The organism is Variovorax sp. 05T418 (genome assembly GCF_056396385.1).
In genome coordinates, this window is record NZ_JBFTLJ010000003.1 from 283,983 (window position 1) to 296,332 (window position 12,350).

Here is a 12,350-nt window from a genome sequence, read left to right on the forward strand (position 1 = left end):
CCGCCGCTAAAATCGCCGCTCCACAGCCTCTGGATATACCCCATGAACCGCTGCAAGAAACCCACGAATGCTCTCACTTTCATAGCGCTTTGCACAGTGGCTGCGAGCCTTTTTTCCATCGGCGCCGCAGCCCAGTCCGAAGTGCCGCGGCCGCAGACCCAGAACGAATCGCTGGTGGGCGGGCGCACTTTCCCGGTCGGCACGCTGCGCGGCAAGTTCATGGTGATCAATGCGCCCGATGTCGAGCTCGACGGCCAGGTCGACCGCCTGGCGCCCGGCGCCCGCATCCGCAGCGAACAGAACATGCTGGTGATGGCGGGCGGCATCGTCGGCCAGAAATACCTGGTGAACTACACGCGCGATGCCGCCGGCCTGCTGCGCGAGGTGTGGATCCTCACGCCGGGCGAGGCCACGGCCAGCCGCGAATCGCTGAACAAGCCCTTCCTGAACATCTGGCCGTTCACTTCGAACGACACCGTCAACACGCAATAAATAAAGAGGCCGGCGGGCCGCGCCCGCCGCGCCGCAGGACGACGCAAGCGCCCTGCATCGGCCTTCCCGGCGGGAAGGGCCAGGAAAGCACCCCATGAGCAAAAAAGTATTTATCAAGACCTTCGGCTGCCAGATGAACGAGTACGACTCGGACAAGATGGCCGACGTGCTGCACGCCGCCCAGGGCTACGAGCCGACGCAGAACGTGGACGAGGCCGACCTGATCCTGTTCAACACCTGCTCGGTGCGCGAGAAGGCGCAGGAGAAGGTGTTCAGCGACCTCGGCCGCGTGAAGCACCTGAAGGCCAAGGGCGTGAAGATCGGCGTGGGCGGCTGCGTGGCGAGCCAGGAGGGCGAGGCCATCATCGCGCGCGCCCCCTACGTCGACATCGTGTTCGGCCCGCAGACGCTGCACCGCCTGCCCGAGATGCTGAACGACCGCGAGCGGCTGGACCGGCCCCAGGTCGACATCAGCTTTCCCGAGATCGAGAAGTTCGACCACCTGCCGCCCGCGCGCGTCGACGGCGCCACGGCGTTCGTCTCGATCATGGAAGGCTGCTCCAAGTACTGCAGCTACTGCGTGGTGCCTTACACCCGCGGCGAGGAAGTGAACCGTCCGCTGGACGACGTGCTGGTGGAGATCGCCGGCCTGGCCGACCAGGGCGTGCGCGAAGTCACGCTGCTGGGGCAGAACGTGAACGCCTACCGCGGCCGCATGGGAGACACGGCCGAGATCGCCGACTTCGCGCTGCTCATCGAATACGTCGCCGAGATTCCGGGCATCGAGCGCATCCGCTACACCACCAGCCACCCCAACGAGTTCACGCCGCGGCTGATCGAGGCCTATGCCAAGGTGCCGCAGCTGGTGAGCCACCTGCACCTGCCGGTGCAGCACGGCAGCGACCGCATCCTGATGGCCATGAAGCGCGGCTACACCGCCATGGAATACAAGAGCACGGTGCGCAAGTTGCGCGCCATCCGGCCCGAACTCGCGCTCTCCAGCGACTTCATCGTCGGCTTCCCGGGCGAGACCGACGAAGACTTCGCCAAGATGATGAAGCTGATCGACGACTGCCAGTTCGACAACAGCTTCAGCTTCATCTTCAGCCCGCGCCCCGGCACGCCCGCCGCGGCGCTGCAGGACGACACGCCCCATGCGGTGAAGCTGGCTCGCCTGCAGACGCTGCAGCGCGTGATCGACGGCAACGTGCGCCGCTTCGGCGATGCGCTGGTCGGCACCACGCAGTGCGTGCTGGTCGAGGGGGCTTCCCGCAAGGATGCGAACGAACTGATGGGCCGCACCGCCTGCAACCGCGTGGTCAACTTCGAAGGCGACGCGCGCCTGGTCGGGCAGATGGCCGACCTGCGCATCACGCGCTCGCTGGCCTACACGCTGCGCGGCGAGGTGGCCACGCGCGAATCGTCGACGGTGCCGGTTCCCGCCGCGCTCGCCGCCTGATGGCGAAGCGGCCGTCCAGACGGGGCTCGTTCCAGCAGCTCCTGCTTTTCGCGTTCCTGCTGATCACCGCCCTGCTGGTGGGCGTGGCGCTGCGCTCGGTGTTCCAGTACGACGCGCTCATGACCCAGAGCCGCGATGCGGCGGCCCGCGCGTTGCGGCTCTCGGGCGCGGCCCAGTCGCTGGCCGAGCGCAGTGCCGCCATGGAGCGCGCCGGGCGCCAGTCGCTGGTGCTGAACGACGCCGTGCTGCGCCGCCGCTTCGACGATGCCGCGCGCGAAGCGCACCAGGTGCTCGAACGGCTCGAGCGGAACGGCCTCGCGCCGTCGGGCATCGAGCTGTGGCGCGCCCAGCTCGGCGTGATCGAGGGGCTCATGAGCGGTAGCGCCGACAGCGCGCTCTCGCGCGAAAGCGGCATGGCCATGCAGTTCCGCGAGCTCGATTCGCTGAACACGAATCTGGCGCAGCAGGCCCAGTTCCTGATCGAAATGCAGAACGACGCGCTGGCCAAGCGCATCGAGAACGCGCGCCGCCGGCTGATGCGCGAAGTGGTGGCCGCCAGCATCCTGGCGGTGTCGCTGGCGCTGGCTTTCGGCATCTGGCTCGCGCGTCCTTTCAAGCGGCTGGAGCACGCCATCGTCGGGCTCGGCCAGAACCGGCTCGACGAGCCGATCGACATCCGCGGCCCGGCCGACGTGCGGCGCCTGTCGCAGCAGCTCGAGTGGCTGCGCCTGCGCCTGACCGAGCTCGATGCCGACAAGGCACGCTTCCTGCGCCACGTCTCGCACGAACTCAAGACGCCGCTGGCGGCGCTGCGCGAAGGCGTCTCGCTGCTGGAAGACGGCGTGACGGGTCCGCTCAATCCGGCGCAGCTCGAGGTGGCGCAGATCCTGAACCAGAACACCGTTTCGCTGCAGGGCCAGATCGAGGCGCTGCTGCGCTTCAACGCCGCCGCCTTCGAGGCGCGCGAACTGCGCCGCGAACGCACCGACCTGCTGCCGCTGGTCGAAGAGCAGATCGAGGCGCAGCGCCTGCAGTGGCAGGCCCACGGCCTGCGCGTCCATGCCGAGGGCGAGTCGATCACGCTCCCGGTGGACCGCGCCAAGCTCGGCACGGCGGTGGCCAACCTGCTGTCCAACGCGATCCGCTATTCGGCGCGCGGCGGCGTCATTTCGATCGTGGTGTCGGGCACGCCCACCACCGCGTGCATCGATATCAACGATGCCGGCCCGGGTATTGCCGAGGGCGACCGGGACCGGATCTTCGAGCCTTTCTACAGGGGCGAACGCCAGCCCGAGCATGCCGTCAAGGGCACGGGCATCGGCCTTTCGATCGTGCAGGAGTACATTGCTGCCCATGGGGGCCGCATCACCCTGCTGCCAGAGGGGCCCGGCGCGCGCTTTCGCATCGAACTGCCGCGCACGGCCTGAACAACCCACCGTGAAGCCCCCCAGGCACACACCTGAAAACAAACACCGCCTCTTGCCTTTTCTTCAATCCATGCTTTTTCCGTTCGTCCGCAGTTCGACCCTGTCCGGGGCGGTGGCCATGCCTTTCGTCCTGCTGCTGGCCGCCTGCGCGACGCAGCCCGCACCACCCGCCGAGGCCGAGGCCCTGCCGCCGCCGCCCGCCGTGCCGCGCGTGATGCCGGTCGAGGCCGAGCCCAAGGCGCCCGCCACGCAGCCCGCCTCGCTCTTCACGCTGATGACCCAGGGCCCGGCCGCGGCCATGCTGGCCTATGCCGACAAGGTCCGCCCGCTGGGCGGCGCCGAGCTGGCCGCCGAAATCACCCGCGCCGGCGATCCCGGCGATTCGCCCACCGCCCAGATGCAGCTCGCGCTGCTGCTCGCACAGACCCGCGTGCCGGCCGACCTGGCGCGCGCGCTGGGCCTGATGCAGCGCGTGATCTCCAACCCCTCGCCCGAGGCGCAGCCGCTGCAGCCGCTGGCGCGCGCACTGGCCGCGCGCTACGTGGAGCAGCGCCGCGTCGAGGACGACCGCGACAAGCAGGCGCAGCAGGTGCGCGAAAGCCAGCGCCGCATCGACCAGCTGAACGACCGCATCGAGGCGCTGCGCGCCATCGAGCGCAGCTTCGCGCGGCCCAACAACGTGCCGCCGCCGACCCTGCCTCCGCCCGGCGGCACCAGGCCCAATCCATGAACCGCAGCCGGCGATTGCCCAAGGAACCCCATCGATGAGCACGACCGGCGCGCGCCTGCTGGTGGTCGACGACGACCCGGACATGCTGCGGCTGCTCTCGATGCGGCTGAGTTCGGCCGGCTACCAGGTCACGGCCGTGACCTCGGCCGAAACCGCGCTCACGCAGCTCGAGATCGAGCACCCGCAGCTGGTGCTCAGCGACGTGCGGCTGCCCGGCCGCGACGGGCTCCAGCTGTTCGACGAGATTCGCAAGCGCCATCCCTCGCTGCCGGTGATCCTGCTCACCGCCCACGGCACCATTCCCGATGCGGTCGAGGCCACCGCGCGCGGCGTGTTCACCTATCTCACCAAGCCCTACGACGGCCGCGAACTGCTCGACAAGATCGCGCAGGCGCTGGCGCTGGGCGCACCGGCCAGCACGCCCGCCAAGGCCGGCGACGAAAGCTGGCGCGCCGAGATCGTGAGCCGCAGCAACCGCATGTCCGAGCTGCTGGCCGAGGCGCGCATGGTCGCCAAGTCGGACGCCTCGGTGCTGCTGCGCGGCGACAGCGGCGCCGGCAAGGAACTGCTGGCGCGCGCCATCCACCGCGCCAGCGCGCGCGCCGACAAGCCTTTCGTGGCCGTCAATTGCGGCGCCATCCCCGAGGCGCTGCTCGAATCCGAACTGTTCGGCCACATGAAGGGCGCCTTCACCGACGCCCATGCCAACCACAAGGGCCTGTTCCAGCAGGCCGACGGCGGCACGCTGCTGCTCGACGAAATCGGGGACATGCCGCCCGCCCTGCAGGTCAAGCTGCTGCGCGTGCTGCAGGAGCGCGCGGTGCGCCCGCTGGGTGCCAGCCAGTCGATCGAGGTCGACGTGCGCATCATCTCGGCCACCCACCGCGACCTGGACGTGGCCATGGAAGCCGGCCAGTTCCGCGAAGACCTCTATTACCGGCTCAACGTGGTCACGCTCACGCTGCCGCCGCTGTCGGCCCGGCGCGAGGACATTCCGCTTCTGGCCAACCACTTCCTGCAGAAGCTCTCGACCAAGTACGGCAAGCGGCTGTCCGGCTTCGCGCCCGAGGCGCTCAAGGCGCTGGCCACCGCGGCCTGGCCCGGCAATGTGCGCCAGCTCTACAACGTGGTGGAACAGGTCTGCGCGCTGTCGAGCTCGCCATTGATCCCGCTGGCGCTGGTGCAGCGCGCGCTGCGCGTGCCCACGGTCGAGGTCCAGACCTATGCCGAGGCCAAGCAGCGCTTCGAGCGCGACTACCTCGTCGGGCTGCTCAAGCTGACCGACGGCAACGTGGCCGACGCCGCCCGGCTGGCCGACCGCAACCGCACCGAGTTCTACCGCCTGCTGCAGAAGCACGAACTCACGCCGGGCCACTTCAAGGCCGACGCTGTCGCTCCGGGCAATGAGCCTGTCGCCGACTAGCGACGCCCCTAAGTTGTTGATTTAAAAGGCCATTTTCCACCAGCCTCGCGGGCTTGTCGGGATTCGGCGACAAAAACCGGGGTTTCGGGGCCTTCCAGACGGCCCCAACCCCGAAAACCGCATCCAGATCGCCCTAAGTCGTTGATCTGAAAGCATTTTTCCAGCCTGGCACAGGGTTTGCCCCTGTACAGGCATGACAGCACTCACCAGCCCATCTTTCGCACTGCGCCAGCAGCGCGACGGCCTGCGTCAAAAGCAGTTTTCCCCCGTGCGGCCCCGTGCCGCCGGTCATTCGGTGGCCGCGCTCGCAAGCGCGGGCGGCGCCGAACCGGATTGCGTGATCAAGCGCTTTCCTGCCATTGGCGACACCCCTTCCCTCGACAAGCAACGTTGGTAAATCACACATGAAGCCGAACGACTTCTCCCAACTGAACGTGCTGACCGAAGCCGACTTCTCGCACCGCAGCCCGGTGCGCGAAGAACGCCATCCCAATTCCGTGACCGCTCCGCCGGTCAACCGCGGCTCCATGACGCCCCGCCCCTGGCGCGGCTTCTGGAACAGCATCGGCACGGCCCTGCTGGTCAAGCTCGGCGCCGGCGGCAAGCCGGAAAGCCAGACCGCCGAAGCCGGCGCCCAGGCCAAGCAGCCCTGGCAGCGCGCCGCGGCCCAGCGCCGCTTCGCCTTCATGGCGCTCACGCTGCTGAGCACCGTGATCGCGTCCGTGCTGTTTGCCGGCGTGCAACCCGACTACGACAACGTCTGGCTCGAATACGGCCAGATCGGCCTGTACGGCCTGCTCTCGGGCTGGGTCGTGACCGGCTTCGTGACCGCGCTCATGGGCTTCTACGTCTCGGTGCGCGGCGACAAGCACGCGCTCTCGGTCAAGCAGGTGGCCCACCACCCGATGAACCCCGAGGCACGCACCGCGATCATCATGCCGATCTGCAACGAGGACGTGGCCACCGTGTTCGCCGGCCTGCGCGCCACCTGCGAATCGGTCGCGGCCACCGGCCACGCCAAGCAGTTCGACGTGTTCGTGCTGTCCGACAGCTACTCGCCCGAAACCGCCGCCGCCGAGCGCGCCGCCTGGGAAGACCTGCGCGCCGCGCTGGCCGACAGCCCCAACCAGCCGCAGGTCGAGGTGTACTACCGCCTGCGCACCCGCCGCACCCACCGCAAGGCCGGCAACGTGGCCGACTTCTGCCGCCGCTGGGGCAAGGACTACCGCTACATGGTCGTGCTCGACGCCGACTCCGTGATGAGCGGCGACTGCCTGACCTCGATGGTCAAGCTGATGGAAGCCAACCCGACCGCCGGCATCATCCAGACCGCCACGCAGGCCATCGGCCACGTGACGCTGCATGCCCGCGCGCAGCAATTCGCCTCCCGCGTGACGGGCCGCCTGTTCACGCTGGGCATGCAGTTCTGGCAACTGGGCGAATCGCACTACTGGGGCCACAACGCGATCATCCGCGTCGAGCCCTTCATGAAGCACTGCGCGCTGGCCCCCATCAAGGGCACCGGCGGCATGTCGGGCGGCATCATGTCGCACGACTTCGTCGAAGCTGCGCTGATGCGCCGCGCCGGCTACAACGTGTGGCTCTGCGCCGACCTGGTCGGCAGCTACGAGCAGCAGCCGCCGGACCTCTTGGCCGAACTGCAGCGCGACCGCCGCTGGTGCCAGGGCAACCTGCAGAACGCCCGCCTGATGGCCGAGCCCGGCATCCACCCGGTGCACCGCGCGATGTTCGTGACCGGCACCATGGCCTACGTCTCGGCGCCGCTGTGGCTCGCATTCCTGACGCTCGGCACCGCGCTGTGGCTGAGCGGCTCGAGCCTGATCTCCAGCTGGAGCGTGCTGCCGGCGGAACTGGCCGGCCTGTGGGTCTGGACCCTGTGCCTCCTGTTCCTGCCCCGCGTGCTCGGCATCGCGGCCGTGCTGATGCGCGGCGAGCAGCGCCAGTACGGCGGCCTGTGGGGCCTGGTGAAGAGCTCGGTGCTCGAAAGCGGCCTGGCCATCGTGCAGGCGCCGGTTCGCATGCTGGCCCATTCGCTGTTCGTGCTGGTCGCCCTCACCGGCATCAAGCTCGACTGGAAGTCGCCCCCGCGCGAAGCCGCTGCCGTGCCGTGGAAGGTCGCCGTGTCGCAGCTCGCTCCCATGAGCGTGGTGGTCGGCGCGCTGGCCCTGGGTGTCGCAATGATCGATCCGAGCGCGCTGATCTGGCTCATGCCGGTGGGCCTGCCGCTGCTGCTGGCCATTCCGCTCACGGTGCTGACCAGCCAGATCGCGCTGGGCACCTCGCTGCGCGACCGCGGCTTCCTGCTGATTCCCGAGGAATCGCGCTCGCCCGCCGTGCTGCGCCGCGCCTGGATGCATGCGCTTCGCCTGGCGCGCCCTGCGGCGCTGGCAACGGCCTGATGCGCTGAAGCTCCACCGCAAACAAGAAAGCCGGCCACGAGGCCGGCTTTTTTATTGCGCTGCCGAAGCAGCAGCCATCGCTCTATTTAATTAGAACGGCAGCTTCGGCCCACCGGGCCCACCCATCCCGCCCATCCCCTTCATGCCGCCCATCTTCTTCATCATCTTCATGAGGCCGCCGCCCTTCATCTTCTTCATCATGCCCTGCATCTGCTCGAACTCGTTGAGCAGGCGGTTCACTTCCTGAACCTGCACGCCCGCGCCGGCCGCGATGCGGCGCTTGCGCGTGGCCTTGAGCAGCTCGGGCTTGCGGCGCTCCAGCGGCGTCATGCTCTGGATGATGCCTTCCTTGCGGCGGATGTCGCGCTCGGCGCGGGTCATGTCGGCCTCGGTGGCCTTGGCGGCCATCTGCTGCGGCAGCTTGTCCATCAGGCTCGAGAGGCCGCCCATCTGCTTCATCTGCTGCAACTGACCGAGGAAGTCGTTCAGGTCGAAGCCCGCGCCGCTCTTGACCTTGGCCGCGAGCTTCTGCGCCGCCGCCACGTCGACGCCGGCCGTGACCTGCTCGACCAGCGCGACGATGTCGCCCATGCCGAGGATGCGGCCCGCATGGCGCTCGGCGTCGAACACCTCGAGGCCGTCGATCTTCTCGCTGGTGCCCGCGAACTTGATCGGCACGCCCGTCACCTGGCGCACCGACAGCGCCGCGCCGCCGCGCGAATCGCCGTCGGTCTTGGTCAGGATGATGCCGGTGAGCGGCAGCGCTTCCTTGAAGGCCTTGGCCGTGTTGATCGCATCCTGGCCCTGCATGGCGTCGACCACGAACAGCGTCTCGACCGGATCGAGCGCGCCGTGCAGCTGCTTGATCTCGGTCATCAGCACTTCGTCGATGGCCAGGCGGCCCGCGGTGTCGACCAGCAGCACGTCGAAGAAGTGGCGCTTGGCGTGGTCGAGCGCCGCGCGTGCGATGTCGAGCGGCTTCTGGTCGGGCGTGCTCGGGAACCATTCGGCGCCGGCCTGCTTGGTGACCATCTTGAGCTGCTCGATGGCGGCGGGCCGGTAGACGTCGCCGGAGACCGTGAGCACTTTCTTCTTGCGCTTCTCGATCAGGTGCTTGGCCAGCTTGGCGGTGGTGGTGGTCTTGCCCGCGCCCTGCAGGCCGGCCATGAGGATCACGGCCGGCGGCTGCGCCGCCAGGTTGATGTCGGACACGCCCTCGCCCATGGTGGCGGCGAGCTCGCGGTTGACGATGCCGACCAGCGCCTGGCCCGGCTTGAGCGAGCCCAGCACTTCCTGGCCGAGCGACTTTTCCTTCACGCGGGCGACGAAATCGCGCACCACGGGCAGCGCCACGTCGGCTTCGAGCAGGGCCATGCGCACTTCGCGCAGCATGTCCTGCACGTTGCTTTCGGTGATGCGCGCCTGGCCGCTCATCGTCTTGACGAGGCGGGAGAACTTTTCTGTGAGGGCGGTGGCCATGAAGGAGATGCCTTGCTGCCCGCCGCGGCGGGTCATTGGAAAGGGGGGTTGGCGCCGCGACGCGAAGTGCGCAAGCCTGGGGGAGATAAACTCCGGCAATGATTTTAGCGATCCCCTCCCCACTTGCCGTGGCGCTGGGCATCGCCACCGCGGCTGCCTATGGATTTGCCGCTGCCGCGGGCGCCAGGCTGAGCCGCAAGGCCACCCAGTGGGCCCTCGGGCTGGCGTGGCTTCTGCATGCCGCGGTGCTGGGCCATGGCCTCGTCGGCAGCCAGCCGAAATTCGGCTTTGCACCGGCGCTTTCGGTCACGGCCTGGCTGGTGCTCACGGTCTACGCGGTCGAAAGCCGCATGTACCCGCAGCTCAAGGTGCGCCGCGCGCTGGCCTGGCTTGGCGCGGCCGCCGTGCTGCTGGCCATTCTCTTTCCCGGCACGCCGCTGCATGTGTCGGCATCGCCCTGGCTGCCGCTGCACCTTGCGCTGGGCATTGCCTCGTACGGCCTGTTCGGCGCTGCGGTGGTCCATGCCTGGCTGATCACGCGGGCCGAAAAGCAGATCCGCCTTGCCGCCGCCGAGCCGCAGAGCGGCGTGCCGCTGCTCACGCTCGAGCGGCTCACCTTCCGCTTCGTGATGGCCGGCTTCGTGCTGCTTTCCGCCACGCTGCTCGCGGGCCTGCTGTTCAGCGAAACGCTGTACGGCGCGAGCGTGCGCGGCTGGAAGTGGGACCACAAGACGGTGTTCTCGGTGCTCGCCTGGATCAGTTTCGCGGTGCTGCTGATCGGCCGGGTCCGCTTCGGATGGCGCGGCCGCACGGCGCGGCGCGTGCTGTATGCCGGCTCCGCCCTGCTGCTGCTGGCCTATGTGGGCTCGCGTTTCGTGCTCGAAGTGGTGCTGGCGCGCGGCGCGACATGAAATACCTGCTCGTTCTCGCGGTGCTCTGGGTGGCGATCTGGCTCTGGCGCAAGAACCGCCGGGAAGAAATGCGCGAGACCCTGCGCGAAGAGGCGGCGCGCGCGGCCAGGCGCCCGCCCGCAGCGCCGGCTTCGCCGCAGGCCATGCTGCGCTGCGCCCATTGCGGCTTGCACCTGCCTGCAAGCGATGCAATCGCGGGACCGGGCGGCGCGGTCTACTGCAGCGCGGCGCACCGCCAGGCCGCCGAGCGCGGCTGAGCGGGCGCGGCATCGATGAGCACAGCGCCAAGGGTGCATCCGTGAGTTCTTCCCCATGGTCGCGCGGCGAACCCGCCACCGACTGGAGCACGCTCGAGCCGGGCCCCGGCGAAAGCGCCGCGCTGCTGCGGCTGTGGCGCGGCTTCATGGCGGCGCGCTGCTTCGTTGCGCTGGTGCTCGTGCTGCTGCAGGGCGTGGCCATGGCGCTCGGCCAGACGGTGCAGCCGCTGGCCGTGGCGCTTTCGGCCGGCTACCTGGCTGCCACCTGGCTGGGCGCCCGCTACGCGCATTTCACGCCGCCGATCCGCGCCTTCGGCATGCTGTGGTTCCTCACCATCGGCATCGACCTGGGCACCTTCACCGCGCTGCAGGTGCTCCAGGGCGGCAGCATCAACTACACGCCGCTGTTCGCGCTGCCGGTGCTCATGAGCGCGGTGCTGGGCACGGTGACCGTGGGCCTGGGCACCACGGCCACGGTCACGCTGCTGCTGCTCGCCGATGCCGGCTGGCACTGGCTGCTGCAGCAGCCCGGCGATTCCTCCACCCGCTTCGTGCAGGCGGCGCTCACCGGCACCGGGCTCTTCGTGGTGGCCCTGCTGGCGCACGAGCTGGCGCGCCGGCTGGCCCGCGAGGAAGAAACCGCGCTGCGCAACCGAAGCAGCGCGCAGATGCAGGCGCAAGTCAACGACCTGGTGATCGAGACGCTGAGCGAAGGCGTGCTGGTGATCGACGCCGAAGGCATGGTGCATGCGGCCAATCCGGCGGCCGACGCGATCCTCGGCCAGGGGCTGGCCCGGCTCGGCCTGCCGTTCGCGCTGCATGCGCAGCCCGCCTGGCATGCGCTGGCTGCGCTGGCGCGCCAGACCTTTGCGCGGCGCGCGCCGCAAAGCGAGGAAATTCCGGTGGCGCAGGCGCGCGGCGCCGCGCGCGAGGTGCGCGTGCGCACGCGGCTCACGCCCACCAGCAGCCGGCACGTCGACAGCCTTTGCGTGATGTTCCTGCAGGACCTGCGCGAACTCGAGGCCCGCATCCGCACCGAGAAGCTGGCCGCGATGGGCCGGATGTCGGCCGCGGTGGCGCACGAGATCCGCAATCCGCTCGCGGCCATCACGCAGGCCAGCGCGCTGCTCAACGAAGACCTCACCGACCCCGCGCACCGCAAGCTGACCAGCATGGTGCAGCACAACGCGCAGCGGCTCGCACGCATCGTGGACGACGTGCTCGACGTCTCGCGCGCACGCCAGCAGCGCGTGCTTTCGCTCGGCGAGCAGGTCGTGCTCGATCCCGCGGTGCAGGCGCTGGCCGAAGAGTGGGTGCGCCAGACGCAGCGCCAGGGCGTGCTGATCGCGCTGGACGCCGCCGACGCCGAGGTGCGCTTCGATGTCGAGCACCTGCGCCGCCTGCTCGTGAACCTGCTGGACAACGCAGCGCGCTACGCGAGCAGCCGCGCGGGCGCGATCCAGGTCGTCACCACCACGCAGCGCGGCAGCGCCGGCCGCCCCAGCCTGCAGGTGTGGAGCGACGGCGCGCCGCTGGAGCCGGCGGTGCAGCGCCACCTGTTCGAGCCTTTTTTCTCATCCGAGAGCCGCTCCAGCGGGCTCGGCCTCTTCCTGTGCCGCGAGCTGTGCCGGCGCCACGGCGCCACCATCGGCTACGAGCGGCGCGCGCTGGTGGCGGGGGGGCCCGAGGGCAATGAATTCTTCGTCAGCTTTGCGCCGAGCGAAAACCGGCTGACACAATAGCGTTGTGAGC

At 69.1% G+C, this 12,350-nt stretch carries 11 protein-coding genes; 10 read left to right on the forward strand and 1 reads right to left on the reverse strand.

Annotated elements, in window-relative coordinates:
• The first annotated feature begins 96 nt into the window (after positions 1-96).
• The 7 genes from AC1DMS_RS07330 (at position 97) to mdoH (ending at position 7,951) form a co-directional block, all read left to right on the forward strand.
• Positions 97-492 (forward strand): hypothetical protein, encoded by a 396-nt coding sequence (locus AC1DMS_RS07330; protein ID WP_230537739.1) that lies wholly within the window; start codon positions 97-99, stop codon positions 490-492.
• Positions 493-586: 94 nt separating this feature from the next.
• Complete coding sequence (gene miaB / locus AC1DMS_RS07335) at positions 587-1,951, forward strand: tRNA (N6-isopentenyl adenosine(37)-C2)-methylthiotransferase MiaB (RefSeq protein WP_012746117.1); 1,365 nt, start codon at positions 587-589, stop codon at positions 1,949-1,951.
• Positions 1,951-3,378, forward strand: a complete 1,428-nt coding sequence (locus tag AC1DMS_RS07340; protein WP_012746116.1) for a sensor histidine kinase — start codon at positions 1,951-1,953, stop codon at positions 3,376-3,378. Before miaB ends, AC1DMS_RS07340 begins: the two co-directional genes overlap by 1 nt.
• Positions 3,379-3,496: 118 nt before the next feature.
• The gene (locus tag AC1DMS_RS07345) at positions 3,497-4,108 is read left to right on the forward strand and encodes a hypothetical protein (protein ID WP_230537741.1); all 612 of its coding nucleotides are present in this window, start codon (positions 3,497-3,499) and stop codon (positions 4,106-4,108) included.
• A 34-nt stretch (positions 4,109-4,142) separates the two neighbouring features.
• A complete protein-coding gene (locus AC1DMS_RS07350; protein ID WP_012746114.1) occupies positions 4,143-5,531 on the forward strand; it encodes a sigma 54-interacting transcriptional regulator in 1,389 nt (462 codons plus the stop codon).
• A gap of 193 nt (positions 5,532-5,724) precedes the next feature.
• Positions 5,725-5,928, forward strand: a complete 204-nt coding sequence (locus AC1DMS_RS07355; RefSeq protein WP_012746113.1) for a hypothetical protein — start codon at positions 5,725-5,727, stop codon at positions 5,926-5,928.
• A gap of 7 nt (positions 5,929-5,935) precedes the next feature.
• Positions 5,936-7,951, forward strand: coding sequence for a glucans biosynthesis glucosyltransferase MdoH (mdoH, locus tag AC1DMS_RS07360; protein ID WP_012746112.1), 2,016 nt, complete (start codon positions 5,936-5,938; stop codon positions 7,949-7,951).
• A gap of 90 nt (positions 7,952-8,041) precedes the next feature.
• Here mdoH and ffh read toward each other — a convergent pair whose 3' ends face one another.
• Positions 8,042-9,430, reverse strand: coding sequence for a signal recognition particle protein (gene ffh, locus AC1DMS_RS07365; RefSeq protein ID WP_012746111.1), 1,389 nt, complete (start codon positions 9,428-9,430; stop codon positions 8,042-8,044).
• A 98-nt stretch (positions 9,431-9,528) separates the two neighbouring features.
• Here ffh and AC1DMS_RS07370 point away from each other — a divergent pair, with 98 nt between their 5' ends.
• The 3 genes from AC1DMS_RS07370 to AC1DMS_RS07380 are packed head-to-tail and all read left to right on the forward strand — an operon-like array spanning position 9,529 to position 12,340.
• Entirely contained in the window at positions 9,529-10,341 is an 813-nt protein-coding gene (locus AC1DMS_RS07370; protein ID WP_012746110.1) for a cytochrome C assembly family protein, read from the forward strand.
• Positions 10,338-10,598, forward strand: a complete 261-nt coding sequence (locus AC1DMS_RS07375; protein ID WP_012746109.1) for a PP0621 family protein — start codon at positions 10,338-10,340, stop codon at positions 10,596-10,598. Before AC1DMS_RS07370 ends, AC1DMS_RS07375 begins: the two co-directional genes overlap by 4 nt.
• Positions 10,599-10,639: 41 nt before the next feature.
• A complete protein-coding gene (locus AC1DMS_RS07380) occupies positions 10,640-12,340 on the forward strand; it encodes a two-component system sensor histidine kinase NtrB (RefSeq protein ID WP_012746108.1) in 1,701 nt (566 codons plus the stop codon).
• The last annotated feature ends 10 nt before the right edge of the window (positions 12,341-12,350 follow it).